The organism is Pseudoalteromonas sp. SG41-2 (genome assembly GCF_014164535.1).
Lineage (GTDB): Bacteria > Pseudomonadota > Gammaproteobacteria > Enterobacterales > Alteromonadaceae > Pseudoalteromonas > Pseudoalteromonas rhizosphaerae.
Map to the genome: position 1 here is coordinate 123,206 of NZ_JACJFK010000006.1, position 16,869 is coordinate 140,074.

Here is a 16,869-nt window from a genome sequence, read left to right on the forward strand (position 1 = left end):
AATAATTCTCCAGAAACTAGTAAGTAGTAGCTATATGATAACCACTCATGATTACGTAATTTGAGCAATAGGTGATTTATATGCAACGATACTTCTTTGTGCAGAAGTGATCTTATCGTTCTGATCATAAGAAACATCATACGATTGCTGCGTTATTGCAAATTTACTGAATAGTTCGCAAACATCTGCTTTAGAAGCAAAAAATAGGCCATCAATGTCAGAGAAATAATCCGGCGAAAATTGTCGCGCAAACCCATCATGCTGATATCCTGAGTTTATAAATGCAGGATGAGTATCAGCATACATAATAGAAAATATACAACCGCCTGGTTTTAACACTCGGTAAGATTCACTAAGGGCAACTAAAATATCTGAGCGAGGAACACAGTTTAAAGCGCTTCTGTCTATCACTAAGTCGAACGAATTATCTTGCCAAGGTAACTGAGTAAAATGACCATTAACTAAATCAGCTTTAAGTTGTAACCTTGTTAGACGCTCTTGAGCAAAATCTAAAGCAACTGAAGATATATCAATACCAGCAACATCAACTCCCTCTTCAGCCATAAAAACGATATTATTTCCAGCACCACAGCCTAACTCTAATGCGCTTAAACTTGAATTAGTGTGCCTTAATCGCATCACCAATGATACGATTGCATCATAAGGGTATTTATTTAATTGCCTGCCCTGCTGATAAATATTCTGCCAATTACCCATTTCACTTCATGACCAAGAGTGTTTGTTGCTCTAGCTTGTCAATTGCAGACGCCATATCTAAAACACTGCATCCATATTTATCCGCAATATCAATAGAGTCGTGCTCTCCATCACTATAATTTAATAACATCTTAATGTGATTAAGCTCATCGAGTTGGCTTACACGCTCTTTACTAAAAAAACTTAACGTTGGATACAACCCTTTACTACCTAAGTTAGGTTCACCAAAAGGTAGTGTATTCTCAAAAGTCGCAGCTTGTTCAAACGCCAAAAATATTTTCTCTAATTTATCAATACTATCAAGCAGTGGTTTTATTCCCATAAACGCTTTAGTATCAAGGGAAGTATGATACTGGTGGTAGCCAGAATGAAAACTACGGCTGACACAGCACACTGGCAATTGAAAGCCGGGAGAATTATATTGCCTTTCATCAGAACCACTTAAAGGACTAAATTGTATGTTTTCATGGTTATAATCATGTTGATTTAGATGATATAAAAGTTTATCTAGCATACCATTATCATTCCGACTATGTTTAAAAACTAATTTTTCAGGTTCTCCACCCATACAATTAATAACCAGTCCAGAAACCATGTTTGCAGTAAAATGCTCCCCCATTAAATGAAGCAATCCTAAACTACCTATTGTTTCAGGGTGTAATGCAAAACGGTAGGAGTAACGACGTTTTGGCCATTTTTTAATACGATTAAATAAGCCTAAAAGAACTAAAGGGCCGCTCAGCTCATTATTCGCCATTGATGGATGACATAGATATGAACTTAGTAATACTTCTTGTTTTGATTCACCATTTAAAACTGATTGGGCGATATCCAACGAACCATCTACAAACTGACTCTTAATTACAGCTTTGTATGTTCCCTCTTTAAGTTGTTCACGTATTTCATGAGCGATACAAAAACCCCAACGCTTTTTATAGTAGCTAGTAACATAAGGGATTGCCGTTGGCTGCTCAGGTAGGCTATATAAGTGCTTTTGAAGCTCTTCAAGGCTAAGCTCTATTTCTACAGATTCTGAGTAATTAACGACCTCAATATTCAATCGCTGCATATCAGCAATTTTCTCTCCATCAGGCCCTAATAAATAAGCATCTTCACAATGCCACTCCTTAGGTACAGTCCAATCAAATATTTTTTCACCAGAAGCAATAGAAGAAATATTAAGCGGCATATACCGCGAGAGAATACTATAACTTTGTCGTAAGCCTGGACCTGTTATAGAACGAAGAATAGGGAAAAGCTCATCAAATAACTCATTGTAGAAAGCCTCTGATTCTTGGTAATCTGTCACTATTATTCCTTTCCTAAGTCACATTTTTCATCATAGTGGATTTTATAATCAGCCATTATCTCTTGGATATAACATTTCCATAACTTATTTAGCTGTTTATATTTTTCTAAACAAAATACTTCGTCTTCATATTGATACAAAAGCGTAATCATCGGGCAGTGATAATATAAGAGCGCGCCTTTTATTATATGAAATATATGCCCTAAGCTAGTATTTCTTAAAGAGTAAACATACCTAGCTTGACGCTGTAATTGCTTAGCAGCAATACTACGACTTGTAATATCTTCATCAATAATTGAGAGTAGATGCTCGCAAATATCCTGAAGTCTATCCACTGCAATCAATCTATCTTCTACATCATCAACAGGTAATACTGTAAAATAATTATTCTTGATATTGCTGATAACCAACTCTTTATCAATCTCTTTTTCAATATCAATTAAATTATCTGCTGCAGTAGGAATAGCACCTTGAAGTTTTGCACCGTTTCCTACATTTATGCAGTTATTCACTTTGTAAAGACTTAGAAGCTTTTCTAACTGCGCATGAGCCACAAGAAAGAGATCATTTGAAACAACATGGCCACCCAAATTACCTTCAATCAATCGACCATTGAACTCTAAACTACCGTACCCCTCTGAATCATCATCATTATTTACTTTGTAAATACTATCTTTACTGTGATGTGAGCCTGATGGCTGTTTACCGTTATCAATACCAAAAAGATAGATATTTCTAAATCCCATATGAAGTAAAAACGAAAGGGCTGCATTTGCAACAACAGGATTACAGTAAGGGATCAATGGTAAAATTTGGGACAAATGAACTTGAGATATAACGTCCATTAAACATGTTCCCGCCTCATTACCTTTTCCCGCTATTCCTGCCCATTTATAACGTTTATTCGTATCAGGATATAAAGTATTAAGGCCCAGCAAGTTCACTTTTTTGTATTCATCAGCAGGGAAAATATCACCAAAAATTTTATAGTTCGAATATGGACGTTCAACTAACACATGAAAGTCAACTGGGATACCCTTCTTATATAATGACGCTATGGCGGTTCCCGCAGCGATTACGATCCCTTTTTGATGGTTATTTTTTAAAAATACTTCAGCTTCATCCAGCGATGGACCATTACCAACAATAAATATAGGTGTATCAAAGTCTATTTCCTGGGTCGTCTTCGTTAGTAACGCAGCTTTATTTCGAATATGATGGATACTATGAGCAAGCCCAGTTATTGCATCGTTGTAAAACCCATGACCAAACTGAAAACGGAAGTAATCTTCACTCCACTGCTTAATCAAAACATTTAGTTCTGTACCGGGTGTATGCTGATAGCAAAAACTGCGCACTAAGGAAAATGCACCAATGTCTTCGGCTATTTTTTCAAGGTCAATTATAAATGATTTATGATCAACACCTAAATGAAAAAACAAGCACCCTCCATTGGAATCAATTTTTTTTATAATTTCAAACCAATCAGTGCAAAATAAACTCGCAAAAAATTGTTCAAAATCTGGTTCAACTAAAAATATATAGTCAAATTGAGTATCTTCCAAAAGAAGCGGAACATGATAACCTAGCCCGATACCAAAAATAACTGCGGAAGGAAATGAAGATGGTAAGTTACGAACTACAGGTTTACTTTCGGCTCTGACTTTTTTCATAAAGCGAGTTAACTTTACCATATATCGAGAGTGAATACGGGTATCGTCATCATCTTCAGGATAACCAGTGTAGTCAGTTAAACTAAATACGGGCCTTTCTCTTTGTGCCTGTATTTGTTTTTCAGTTTGAGTAATGGGGTCTTGTGAATAAAGTAAAGTATTTCCACCACTTGGTATAAAATTACCATGCCCGGACTCTGTAACATGTAAGCAAAAGTCATCTTTGGTTTTAAAGTTTTTTATTGCTATTGCTATATCAGGGAAAAACTCAGAAAAACACTCAAAATTCTTTTCAAATCGCTCATTTGCTTCTGTAGCAAAAATCGCCTCTCTTTCTTGATGTTTTATAGTTTTTTCAAGTTTTTCTGAGATGTGCTCAAGCTCGTTATTAATATCTATATTCTTTATCATGTCGGTTACCTACTTGATATTTTTATACACATTTATTTTTTTTTGCGTATTAATATGAATACCAAGTTCTTTTGCAGCCTGCTGTTTTTTGAGGCTTATTTCTAATACCGTAGTATTCAATTTGATTGAAAAATCCGATAAAAATAACACATCGTTTTCGCTGAGGTTCTCAGGTGAGGTAAAGAGTGCTTTCAATGTTCTATCAATTAATAGTAACTTGCTTTGAGCTGACTCTATATCACCTTCAGCTAAATATTGATTAATTACAGACAAATCGGGGGCTAACTGAGACAATAAACTAGCCGACATTAGCATCTATACCATTTTCACTAAGTGTTTTTTCTCGAACGTCATGAGGAATAGCATCCCAAGCAGACTTTATTTCTTTCAATAAATTAGATACTTCTTCAACAATTGCAGGATCATTTTTTATTGTTGCATCAACTAAGCGATCTATCATATAAGAATAAAGTGCATATAAATTATCAGTCACTTCACCACCAACTTTAAAATCTAAACAGCCCCTTAAGGCTTCAATAATAGCAGTCGCTTTAGATAAATGTTCGGCCTTCGCTTCCATATGTTTTCTTTCAATAGCAACTTTAGACATCACCATTTTTTCAATCGCACCCGCCATTAACATTTGAATTATTTCATAGCGATCAGCACCGGCAACACGGGTCTTGAGTGCTTCTTTCTGATAATTTTTTACTTTGGCGTTATACATATTAAAACCCTTTTAAATCAAAATTAATTTATGATTTGTTTCTTGTAAATCCCGGTAAGCTCGCAAGCTGCGCTCCTAAGTACTGTTGTGTTGATTGCATTTGCGCCAGTAACACATCTAAACCCGCATATTGCTTTCTAAGCCTACTTTCTAATTCGGTCATTCTAAATTCATGCTTTAGTACATCATCTTCTAAATCAGTGACCTGTGTATTTAAATTATCTTCTCGTTGCTTTAAAATGCCTTTTGAACTTACGTAATTATCTAAAAAAGATTCGAACTGTTTAGCAACACCATTTTCACCAGCAAAAGCCTTTCCGATATCATCAAAATTTTCATCCATTGCTGTATTTAAACTGCGGACTAAAGTTGATTTTTCTAGATAACCTTTCTTATCAACACCCAAGCCAATATCGAAAATACTTGTGAAAGGCCCTGCATCCGTTAAATTTGTAGAAAGCATATTGACCATTTGCGAGCTCAAAGTACGAATGGTTGCATCGCTATTTAAAGGTTTACCAACTCTCGATTGCAGACCTAACTGCCCTATAGCATTGTTATAATTAGCAATAAATTCATCAATTAATGTTGTAACGCTCTCACGGTCATAGCTAACAGCTAACTTTGCCGTCTCTCCATCAACGCTTTGTCGTTTAGCAGTGATCGTCATATCTTGTACAGCATCTTTAAAGGTATTGGTGTCATTTGTTATTGTTATGCCATCTACTTTTATAACTGCACTTTTTGCTTCATTTCCAGCTGTTATACCAATACCACCGCTACCAGAAGCTCCACCATTAGCATCTGTAGATACATTGTCTAGCTCAGCATTATCATTGGTAATTACCAAGTCATTACCAGCGCCACTCACACTCGAAGTAAGAACCAACTTTGACTCAGTACCAGTATTTATTATATTTGCTGTTACACCAAAATTATCATCCGAGTCATTAATTGCGTCACGCAAATCAGCTAATGTCGCACCCGCATCAAGAGTTAGGTCAAAGCTTTTGTCTCCAGCAGCAAATGACAAGGTGCCTCCAGAAGCAGTGACCACATCGTCAGTAGATGTAAACAAAGGAGGTACGGCATCGTTTGACGTTGCACGACTGCCTTGAGCAAGTGCAACAACTTCAATTTTAAAATTACCAGGCGTAATATCTTTTGTTGGGGTAACTGAGACGAGATCACCGTCATCACTTGTTGGTTGAGTGATATTAGCAATACGTTTATTAAAATTATCAGGATCTGCTAGCTTTTTTATTGTGTCTTGTAGCTTGGATAACGCAGACTTGATCTCTCCGATTGAAGATAATTCAACTTCTAACGACTTGTCCTTTTTTGCAAAGGCATTCATTTTTGGAACATTTTCGGCATCAACAGATGCTGTAATGATACTTTCGAGATCCAGCCCAGATCCAATACCTGCGGATGTTATAAGTGGCATACTTCTCTCCTACTATCTGTTCCAAAAAATATTATACAGTTTGATTTAGTAACAAACCTTTGTTAGTTAGTTTATCGGCAAATTCATCTAAAGCTTTAGCAACTTCTCTAAACTCTTCAGTTGGAATTTCACGAATAACTTCTTCGCTTGTTTTATCAAACACTTTAATTATTGGTGGATCACCCTGCTCATCAAATTCAAATTTTAAATTTGTTGCCGTCACAGGAATATATTTATTTAATTTCTCTAAGTTTTCTTTCACTTCGTCGATCAGTGCTTTTCTTTCACTTTCAGAATCAAGTTGCTGACTATTATCAACAAGTGCGGGCTCTCTACCAGCAATTTTTGTACCAGCTTTTTCAACAGTTGCTTTTTTACTTGCTTCGTTTAACTCATTTTTATTTGTAAAAGATGAATTAGCGGTGAAGTTTTCACTCGATTTAATTATTCCACCTAAGTCAGCCATAGTAGCTCTCCTTCAAAATACAAACAAAGTATAAGTCATTATCGAGACAATATCTCAATAATGACCTAATTAACCGTCTAGCCTAGTAACGATAATGCTACTTGTGGACGCTGGTTTGCTTGACTCAAAATAGATTGGCTTGCTTGTTGTAATATTTGAGATTTAGTCAAATTAGCTGTTTCGGCAGCGAAATCAGTATCTTTAATACGTGACTTAGCAGCACTCAAGTTTTCTGAAATGTTAGATTGGTTACGAATAGTTGATTGAAAACGATTTTGTACAGCACCGAGTTCGGCACGTTTTTTATCAACTACTGCAATCATTGCATCCATACCTGCCATTACTGCTTGTGCGTTAGCTTGAGAAGATACACTAATACCACTTGCTGTAAATACAGTTGCAAAGTCGGTATTATCAGCTGAAGCACCAACCTGCGAACTAATTGTTCCCGCAGTAGCACTTAAGCTTGCACCTGTCACAGCACTTGCTACACCTGCAATACCTGACATAGTAAAGCCATTATTACCCGCAACCGAGTTTGCAGTGCCACCAACAGAAGCCATACTAAAGCTAATATTCTGTACAGCATCAGCACCAACTTGGAAGTTAGCTGAGAATGAACCATCTAGTAGATTTTGACCACCAAATGTTGTATCTGCAGCAACACGATTTACTTCTTCTGATAATGAACGAATTTCTTCTTGTACTGCTAAACGATCTTCATCTGTATTTGAACCGTTTGAAGCTTGTTGAGCAAGAGTACGAATACGCTGGAACATTGACGTAGTCTCATCAAGTGCGCCTTCAGCAGTCTGCGCAAGTGAGATCCCATCATTAGCATTTCGGTTACCTTGATTCAAACCATTTATTTGACTAGTTAAACGGTTAGATATTTGCATGCCTGCAGCATCATCTTTTGCACTATTAATGCGAAAACCTGATGATAGACGTTGAAAGGATGTATCGAGCTGGTTACCAGATTTCATCAACTGGCGCTGTGCGTTCAATGAACTCACATTAGTATTTACATATAAAGCCATAATAGCCTCCGCTTTATCATTTTAAATAGAATAACAACGGGATACCCCTACCCTGTTATTACTCCAGACTGAGAGTCCTAGATTTTTAGTTCTCTAAGTCAGTTATCGTCAGATAAAACGGAAACTTTAGCTTTATTTATAAATTTTTAACAACGTTATACTATTTTAACCCTGTAACAAGCTTAATGCAGCCTGAGGCCTTTGATTTGCTTGGCCTAATATTGTTTGGCTCGCTTGTTGTAAAATTTGGTTTTTAGTTAAGTTAGCTGTCTCCATTGCAAAATCAGCATCTTTAATTCTTGATTTAGCAGAGGCTAAATTTTCAGAAATATTAGCTTGATTTCGTATTGTCGACTGAAAACGGTTTTGTACCGCACCTAATTCAGCGCGTTTTTTATCAACCACCGCTATTAGAGAATCCATACCCGCAAACACAGCCTGTGCATTTACTTGTGATGACACACTAATACCTGCAGCTGTAAATACAGAAGAAAAATCTAATGTTGTTGATGCCGTTGCGCCATCAACTGAGCTTACATTAGCTGCGAGCGTTGAAAGTGCTTTACCACCCACGGCTGAAGCAACACCGGCAACACCTGATATAGTAAAACCACCATTAGCAGCGAGAGAATTAGCTGTATCGCCAACAGACTGCATACTAAAACCAATAGTCTGTACAGCATCAGCACCAACCTGAAAGCTTGCAGAATAAGAGCCATCCAATAAATTTTGACCACCGAATGTAGTGTCCGTGGCAATTCGGTTAACCTCATCAGATAACTGTCTAATCTCTTCTTGGATAGCGAGCCTATCTTCATCTGTATTAGAGCCATTTGCTGATTGCTGAGCAAGTGTTCGGATACGTTGAAATGTAGAAGTAATTTCATCAAGCGCACCTTCAGCCGTTTGTGCCAGCGAGATACCGTCATTCGCATTACGGTTGCCTTGGTTTAAACCCAAGATTTGCGATTGCAAACGATCCGATATTTGTAAACCAGCAGCATCATCCGCCGCGCTGTTAATACGCAGACCAGATGATAAACGTTTAAAGGAAGTATCTAAGTCGTTGCCAGTTCTTTCAAGCTGTCTTTGCGCATTAAGCGCGCTGACATTCGTATTTACAAATAAAGCCATAATAAACTCTCTTCTTATCTGTCAAATTAAAGCCACTCTTTAATTTAATGAGTGGAATTTTGACAAAGTGACCTGTTACTACAGTCAAGTTAAGTTGACTGGGGGCAATAAACTGCCACTTTGCAGATTAATTTAAATCGTAATAAGTATTCAGCAATCTTTAGGCCAACTTTATAGATAGAGTTGCATTGAATTATAAAAAACGAGAAAAGGGCCTATAAGGCCCTTTGAAGATAAGTTTGAGAGTGGGTATGCCTAACACTTACTATTGGCATAGTTTGTGCTTTAACAATTATGTTCTTACAAATGTTAGAACAATACAGGATTTTTAAGCGCCTCCGCTTTATCAATCCGTTTCAGCGCCTTTGTTAATACCCCATTAAACAAAGGCGCTACATTCTTAGTCAATTAATTGACTATTTCCAACCTATTATCCTAGAAGACTTAATGCAGCCTGTGGACGTTGATTAGCCTGACTAAGAATTGTTTGGCTAGCCTGTTGTAGAATCTGCATTTTTGTTAAGTTTGCAGTTTCTTGCGCAAAGTCTGTATCTTTAATACGTGATTTTGCAGCACTTAGGTTTTCTGAAATATTTGACTGGTTACGAATCGTTGATTGAAAACGATTTTGTACCGCACCCAGCTCAGCGCGTTTTTTATCAACAACCGCGATTAATGAATCCATGCCGGCCATTACCGCTTGCGCATTCGCTTGTGAAGATACGCTTATGCCGCTTGCTGTAAATACCGCAGCAAAACCTGTAGCATCAGCTGATGAACCTACTTGCGAACTAATTGTTCCAGCTGTAGCACTTAAACTTGCGCCTGTTACCGCACTGGCAACCCCTGCAATACCTGACATGGTAAAACCGTTATTACCAGCGATTGAGTTAGCCGTACCGCCAACTGACGCCATACTAAAGCTGATATTCTGTACAGCATCTGCGCCAACTTGGAAATTCGCGGAGAAAGAACCGTCTAAAAGGTTTTGACCACCAAACGTTGTATCTGCTGCAACACGATTTACTTCTTCAGATAATGAACGAATCTCTTCTTGCACCGCTAAACGGTCTTCATCAGTATTTGAACCATTTGCTGCTTGCTGTGATAATGTTCTGATACGTTGGAACATTGATGTTACTTCATCTAATGCACCCTCAGCTGTTTGTGCTAATGAAATACCATCGTTTGCGTTACGGTTACCTTGGTTCAAACCGTTAATTTGTGATGTTAAACGGTCAGAAATTTGTAGACCTGCCGCATCATCTTTCGCACTGTTAATACGAAAACCTGATGATAAACGTTGGAATGATGTATCCAGTGCATTACCAGAATTATTTAATTGTCTTTGTGCGTTTAACGCGCTAACATTTGTATTTACATATAAAGCCATGATATCTCTCCAGAAGTAAACTTATCATTTACTCTCAAACTTACTAGATTAAGCAGTGGTTGTTATTTACAACGCTTTGCTTGGTTAATTAAGTTATCGGTCTAGCAAAAAAATCCTTTAGCTTTTTTTTTTATTTTTTTTCCATTATTTTTTAAGCTCATGTAATTTAATGAATTTTATAGTGACTAAATTAATAAAGCTCATTAAAAAACTAAAAGGATTATTGTGCAGGTCTTTTTCTTCAGGAAATTATTAAGCTGTTAAATAGTAAGGAGATGATCTTAAAAGGCTGGAAAAATACGAGAGTAAGGCAATATATTGCCTTACTCTTGATGTTCTTATAACTTACTTATAAGTAATCGAACAGTGATAATTTAGCTAAGCGGCCAAAAGTTGCCTGCGACGCTTGCAGTGCAGTTTCTTGCTTCGTGAGTTCAGTAATAGCCTCAGCCATATCAAGTTCAATTAAATCTGCACGGGAGGATTTATTATTTACATCCAGATCACTATTAGATTGCGTGATTTTCTCAGCTGTATTTAACCGCCCACCTAAACCAGCCTGTGTTAAAGAGACCTGATTTTTACTGTTATCGATTTGGACCATGGCCGATGCCAATACTTGGTCATAATCTTCTTGACTAATTGTTGGGTCAGTTAACCCAGCAATTAAATCGCTTAATGTGTTTAAAATATTTTCTTTTTTCGGCGCTTCTAAAGTAAAGTCTACCTGCCCGTTTGCAACTGGGCTAATATCAATTTCCATCCCAGCAAATTTAATTTTTGATCCCTCAAAGCTGCCAGAGCTGATCACACTTCCACCTTGTTCAACCTGATATGTATTAGGTGTACCTGGGGTTGTTATAATATTAAACGTATTTGCTCCGGCCGCGGCTGCGGGATCAGCGTTATAATTTGCTTTATGAAAAGCATCAAACTGAGCTTGCTCGCGTACATACACTTTTGCGCTAGTGATCCCTCCTGAAACAACGCCGTCATTAGAGGCAACATTCAACCGGGCATTGACCTTTTCAAACGTATCAACCCCATTATCACTGGATTTAATTTCAACTCCTTCCGCTACTTTAATTTTATGCTGGCCTTGGTCGCCACCATAAACATATTTGCCAGTTGAAGAATCAAGCGAATAGGTTTGGGTGTTATCTTGATAGCCTGAAAATATATACTTACCATCTTCAGTTTTAGCATTCATTAAATCAAGCACACTACTTTGTATAGATTTAATCTCTTCAGCAATACCTTCACGATCGATATCGGTATAAACACCATTACCTGCTTGAATTGCCAATGTATAGGCTTTTTCAAGTGAGCCTTTAATATTTTCAAGCACACTGTCTTGAGTCTTTAATCGACTCGTTAGCATGGTAATGTTTTTACTGTATTGCTCATTCGCTTGTATACGATCGGTATACAGTAACGCCCGTGCTGTTGCCGATGGATCATCTGAAGCTGTAAGCACTCGCTTTTGGGTATTAACTTGCTCTTGTGCTTTATTGACATTTTGCTGATTATTCAAAATCGAATTAACACTGTTTTGATACATCAAATTATTAGATAAACGCATAATTACCTCGCAGCATTAAGTAAAGTGTCAAATATAGAACGGGCTGTTGAAAGCACTTGTGCAGACGCCGCATAAGATTGTTGAAACCGCAATAAATTGGCAGCCTCTTCATCAAGGTTAACTCCCGAGAGTGATTCATACCAGGCTTCAGACTGTTGAGCTAATGCCTCAAAAGCAGCACCATTGGTCTTCGCTTGATTGGTAACAACACCAATATCAGTAACTAACCCTGCATAGGCTTGATTAAATGTTTTATGATTATCAGCCGATGCGGTTGTGGTAACATTTTGCCGCACTAGCTCGCCACTTTGTAACCCAGCTAACATTAAGCCATTGCGGTTATCGTCAAAACCACCTTCATTAAACTCCAGTGTAAAACTATCACCTACCGCTGTGGTGCCTTCAATATCAAAATCAAAACCGTAACTATCATAAGGAGGGCCAGCTTGCTCTAGTAGATTTTTAGCAGGTGGAGTAATCGTAAAAGTCGAGCTGCCGTTATTGTCTGTAATTGTATATTCATTAGCATTAGCGGTTTTCACTATCGTGATATCACCATTTGCTAGATCCGGAGGCGTCGTGGCTGTAAAGCCACCCGAAGTCACACTAGTAACAGTCCCTGCTGATATATTGCCATTACCTGTATTGTTTATATTATCTGCCGTACGAATTGGAGAAGCCAGCGCTAGCGCTTCTGGTCTATCGGTAGCCAGTGTTAAACTCGATGCAGCCTCGGCATTCAGTTTAACTGCAAATTTATCGCCAACATTACCAGTCCCTGTAACGTTTAATTGTAAACCAAAAGATTCCCCACCGGTCATAGTCGATGAATCAATAACGCCAGCAACTATATTGGCGGTTGAGGGAGAGCCTAATGGTTCACCTTTATTATCGACCGGTTGTATTTCTACCGTTGTGCCACTGGTATAAGTAACAATAAAGTCACTGGCAGGAATTTCACTGCCTTTACCTGGTTCTAAGGTAGCCGTTATGCTTGAATTGCCTGTATTGGCTTGATAAGCGTGACCGCCAATCGTTGGGATTGTAAAAATATCACCACCGAGCTCGCCATTACCGTCCATTCCTAAACGGTTTTGTTGATTAAAAGCATCAGCAATCGCAAGCCCCATTTGGCCAAGTTGGTTTTGTGCTGGCACTAAAATGTCATCACGAAATGCTAATAATCCGCCAATTTTACCTTTAAGCTTAGTCACATCAACATCAAGCGGCACAGCTTTGCCGCCATCTATGTCTAAATGTAATTCTTTAAAATTAGGATCAGGATCGCCCGCCATCGAAAATAAATTAAATGCGCCATCTTGCATTACTAATGATTCGCCGGTGCCCATAAATACGAGCTTTTCACCGTTGGGGCCATCAAGTGTCTCTACATCAATTAATTCCGATAACTTACGAATAGCAAGGTCTCTTTCGTTGTACGTGGTGCTTGAGTTTGCCTCGTTACGCGTACCATTTACGGTAGCTATTTGCTTATTCAAGCTGCTAATATTTTGAATTAATGTATTCGCTTCATCAGAAAATATTTCTAACTGATCATTCACGATATTTTTTTGATTAAATACAATGCCTGATAAGCGATCCATTTGATCAATCAAATTTTTTGCATCCGTCATTACGAGCGATCGTGCAACTGAGGATGATGGCTGATTTAAACTTTCCTGCACATTATTGAATAACGAATTCATACTAGTCGATAGACTATTGGATTCTTGAGAAAACAAACTATCAACCCGGCCAGCCTCAGTCACAAATTGGTCGAAAAAGGTTTTATTTGAGGTATCACGATTGAGTTGCTTTTGTGCAAACTCATTTAATAAACGATAGGTTTCTCCACGACCGACTTGGTTATCAATCATGGTCATATGCTCTGTACGCTCGCGTACATAACCTACCGTATTAACATTGGTAATGTTCTTACTGGTGGTTTGCAGTAACTCAGAGCTAGCTCGAACTCCTGAGCTTGCAATGTCAAATAAGTTAAACGACATGTTAATTTACTCCTTGGCGAACCAATGATGTCGCCAATGTCTTAAGCTCTGTGTGGTTTAGCACTTGCTTAATTTTGTCAGCGTAATTGGGGTCAGTGGCATAACCAGCTTTTTGTAATGAATCTAAAAAGGCAGCCGGTTTTGCGGTATTTTGTAGCGCTTCTTGGTAACGTGGGTTTTCTATCAAAAACTGCACAAAGTCATTCACACTCTCTTTAATAGAATCATATGCACGAAAACTAGCTTGTTTTTTAACTGGTGTGCCTTGCTCAAATTCAAGCGTCATTTTGTTGGCTTTCTCACCTTGCCAGCTTTTATCTGATTTAATATTGAATAAATTAAAGCTGCTATTACCATCACTTTTATTAATGATATGTTTCCCCCAGCCAGTCTCAAGAGCTGCTTGTGCAACCATCACAGCGGGGTTCAAACCAATTTTCTCAGCAGCTGTTTTGGCATGTTCCCAAACACTACTGATAAAATCTTCTGCATTTTCAAACTGAGGTTTTTGCGCTGTTGATGAGCTGCTATTGACAGCCTGAGTGTCAGCCGCCTTATCAGCATTCTTGCTGGTTGCACGTTGATCACTGGTAAAATCATCGACGGTGCGCAGCACTGAACTAGGGGTAAATTTTTTCCCGTCAGGAGAGAGTTGTTGCACTATGAGATCGGCTAAGCCCAATGAACCTTTTGAAGATAAATCAACCGATAACTGTTGATCATGCATTTCTTCAAAAAACTTTACTCCACTGGAGTTAAAAGGGCTGTCTTCGTCTTCAAACGCTTCGTTTGCTTTACGCATACTTTTTAAAAGCATTTGCGTAAAAATAGATTCAAATTGTGCCGCTGCTTTTTTTAGCGCTTCTTTTGATGCTTCAGGCGAGGCACCACTTTTTAAGGCATCTTGACGTAATGTATTGAGATTGCCTAAATCAAAGAAGTTTTGTTTATCGAGATGATTAGTATCCATCAGCAATTTGACACAGTGATTAATAATAGTATTAACAATGCAATAATTAAGCCAATGCGAGTTTGCGAGTTTGCGAGTTTGCGAGTTTGCGAGTTTGCGAGTTTGCGAGTTTGCGAAAGTATAAAAGCGTTGATTAATTATGCAAGTCAAGGCCCCCTAAATGCAAGTTAACGCAAACTTAGGGGGTCAATATGGTTTAAATAACCACGAGTTGACCGCTAATGGCACCCGCTTCTTTTAATGCTTCTAGTATCGCCATTAAGTCACCAGGCGCTGCTCCAACTTCGTTAATTGCGCGCACTAAATCGTCAAGGCTAACACCGGGGTTAAATACAAAGGCCCGAGAATCATCTTCGTTAACATCAATAATACTTTGATTAGTAACGGCAGTTTCCCCTTCACTTAATGCGTTAGGCTGCGATACATTTTGCTGTTCTGCGATCGTAACGGTAAGACCACCATGGGTAATTGCCGCCGCTTGTAACCGCACGTTTTTGCCGATCACTATGGTGCCAGTGCGTGAATTTACAATAATTTTTGCCGAAGTATCGGCAGGTTTAAACTCTAAGTTTTCAAGCGTAGACAAATAAGCAACACGCTGCGACGCATCACGCGGGGCAATAACACGAATTGAAGCGGCATCAAGGGCATGTGCACTGTCTGGGCCGATAAGCTCATTAATGGTTTGCTCCAAACGTTTAGCAGTAGTGAAATCAGGACGATTTAAATTAAAAGTTATGTAATCACCTTGCATAAAAGGACTTTTAATTGCCCGTTCAACCGTTGCGCCATTTGGAATACGTCCTACCGTGGGCGTGTTCATTACGATCTTACTACCATCAGCTCCTTCGACACCTAACCCGCCAACAATTAGACTACCTTGCGCGATAGCATAAGTATTTCCATCAACCCCTTTCAAAAAGGTTTGTAGTAATGTTCCACCACGTAAGCTACCCGCACTACCAATTGACGATACAGTAATATCGATTGTCTGCCCTGGCTTTCTAAATGCAGGTAATTCTGCATGCACAGCAACCGCTGCTACATTTTTGATTTTGGGTTTTAAATTCGATGCCATGGTAATACCAAAACTATTTAGCATGGCTTTAAAACTTTGTTCAGTAAAACGACTTTGCTCACCGGTGCCAGGTAAACCTACTACCAGACCATAACCAACTAACTGGTTTGAGCGAACACCTTCAACCATTGAGACATCCTTGATACGTTCAGCGCTAGCAATAGAATGCCAAGCTAATAAACATATACACAGCAACGCTTTCAAGCTATTCATATCAACATCCTTTAAAAAGGGAACAGAGAGCTAGTGAAGAATCGAGTTAACCATCCTGCCGTTTGAGTCTCTTGCATTTGCCCTTTACCAGAATACTGAATACGCGCATTTGCGATTCTGTTAGAGGTCACAGTATTATCTGCAGTAACATCTTGCGGGCGAACAAGACCTTCCAAACGAATAAATTCTTCGCCGGAGTTTAAAGTCAGCCATTTTTCACCACGGATCACTAAATTACCATTAGGTAATACCCGCATAACATTTACGGAAATATCACCAAATAAACTATTAGATTGATTTGACTTAGTATCACCTTTGAATTTAGCACCGCTGCCCACACCAAACTGAATACTATCGCCACCAATATTAACCGGTAGTCCGCCTAATCCAATGACAGGATCTAAGCTGGCATCACTTTGTTTATCCGTTTCAGTTTTAGCTGCTTTAGATGATTGCGTCGATTCTTGCAGTTTAACTGTAATAATATCTCCGGTGCGTAACGCTTTTTTATCTGAATATAAATCGTTTGATAAATTGCTATCAAACAATGAGCCTGTCGGCACAACTTGCTCTGCAGCAGGCTCTGGGTACATAGGAGCATAGTATGGATCATCTTGAACCACGCTGTGGTTTTGAGTCGTCATACAACCACTCAATATAAATGCACCCGTTAAGACTATAGATAAATTACGCATAACTT

15 protein-coding genes are annotated in these 16,869 nt (G+C 38.4%); all 15 read right to left on the reverse strand.

Features of this window, described 5'->3' with window-relative positions:
* Positions 1–51: 51 nt before the first annotated feature.
* The 15 genes from H5186_RS06905 to flgH all read right to left on the reverse strand — a co-directional run bounded on the left by H5186_RS06905 (position 52) and on the right by flgH (position 16,864).
* A complete protein-coding gene (locus tag H5186_RS06905) occupies positions 52–717 on the reverse strand; it encodes a class I SAM-dependent methyltransferase (RefSeq protein ID WP_169019233.1) in 666 nt (221 codons plus the stop codon).
* A 1-nt stretch (position 718) separates the two neighbouring features.
* The gene (locus H5186_RS06910) at positions 719–2,026 is read right to left on the reverse strand and encodes a DUF4910 domain-containing protein (protein WP_182794267.1); all 1,308 of its coding nucleotides are present in this window, start codon (positions 2,024–2,026) and stop codon (positions 719–721) included.
* Between the two features lie 2 nt (positions 2,027–2,028).
* Positions 2,029–4,110 (reverse strand): 6-hydroxymethylpterin diphosphokinase MptE-like protein, encoded by a 2,082-nt coding sequence (locus H5186_RS06915; protein WP_182739656.1) that lies wholly within the window; start codon positions 4,108–4,110, stop codon positions 2,029–2,031.
* A gap of 9 nt (positions 4,111–4,119) precedes the next feature.
* Complete coding sequence (locus H5186_RS06920; RefSeq protein ID WP_182718206.1) at positions 4,120–4,419, reverse strand: hypothetical protein; 300 nt, start codon at positions 4,417–4,419, stop codon at positions 4,120–4,122.
* Positions 4,409–4,837 (reverse strand): flagellar export chaperone FliS, encoded by a 429-nt coding sequence (gene fliS / locus H5186_RS06925; protein WP_149981556.1) that lies wholly within the window; start codon positions 4,835–4,837, stop codon positions 4,409–4,411. Before fliS ends, H5186_RS06920 begins: the two co-directional genes overlap by 11 nt.
* A 28-nt stretch (positions 4,838–4,865) precedes the next feature.
* Complete coding sequence (gene fliD / locus H5186_RS06930) at positions 4,866–6,284, reverse strand: flagellar filament capping protein FliD (RefSeq protein ID WP_182734918.1); 1,419 nt, start codon at positions 6,282–6,284, stop codon at positions 4,866–4,868.
* 31 nt (positions 6,285–6,315) lie between these two features.
* Positions 6,316–6,750: a flagellar protein FlaG gene (locus H5186_RS06935; protein ID WP_149981560.1), complete on the reverse strand. Its 435-nt coding sequence runs from the start codon at positions 6,748–6,750 to the stop codon at positions 6,316–6,318.
* A gap of 77 nt (positions 6,751–6,827) precedes the next feature.
* The gene (locus H5186_RS06940; RefSeq protein WP_149981562.1) at positions 6,828–7,790 is read right to left on the reverse strand and encodes a flagellin; all 963 of its coding nucleotides are present in this window, start codon (positions 7,788–7,790) and stop codon (positions 6,828–6,830) included.
* Between the two features lie 165 nt (positions 7,791–7,955).
* Positions 7,956–8,924: a flagellin gene (locus H5186_RS06945; protein ID WP_182718208.1), complete on the reverse strand. Its 969-nt coding sequence runs from the start codon at positions 8,922–8,924 to the stop codon at positions 7,956–7,958.
* Positions 8,925–9,354: 430 nt separating this feature from the next.
* On the reverse strand, positions 9,355–10,317 hold the full coding sequence (locus H5186_RS06950; protein ID WP_149981565.1) for a flagellin: 963 nt from the start codon (positions 10,315–10,317) through the stop codon (positions 9,355–9,357).
* A 349-nt stretch (positions 10,318–10,666) separates the two neighbouring features.
* On the reverse strand, positions 10,667–11,899 hold the full coding sequence (gene flgL / locus H5186_RS06955; protein WP_149981567.1) for a flagellar hook-associated protein FlgL: 1,233 nt from the start codon (positions 11,897–11,899) through the stop codon (positions 10,667–10,669).
* Positions 11,900–11,901: 2 nt separating this feature from the next.
* Positions 11,902–13,908 carry a FlgK family flagellar hook-associated protein gene (locus H5186_RS06960; RefSeq protein WP_182718210.1) on the reverse strand — a complete coding sequence of 669 codons (2,007 nt, stop codon included), beginning with the start codon at positions 13,906–13,908 and terminating at the stop codon, positions 11,902–11,904.
* Position 13,909: 1 nt separating this feature from the next.
* Entirely contained in the window at positions 13,910–14,878 is a 969-nt protein-coding gene (gene flgJ / locus H5186_RS06965; RefSeq protein ID WP_182718211.1) for a flagellar assembly peptidoglycan hydrolase FlgJ, read from the reverse strand.
* 196 nt (positions 14,879–15,074) lie between these two features.
* Positions 15,075–16,169: a flagellar basal body P-ring protein FlgI gene (locus H5186_RS06970; protein ID WP_149981574.1), complete on the reverse strand. Its 1,095-nt coding sequence runs from the start codon at positions 16,167–16,169 to the stop codon at positions 15,075–15,077.
* A gap of 11 nt (positions 16,170–16,180) precedes the next feature.
* On the reverse strand, positions 16,181–16,864 hold the full coding sequence (gene flgH / locus H5186_RS06975) for a flagellar basal body L-ring protein FlgH (protein WP_182740804.1): 684 nt from the start codon (positions 16,862–16,864) through the stop codon (positions 16,181–16,183).
* Positions 16,865–16,869: the final 5 nt, after the last annotated feature.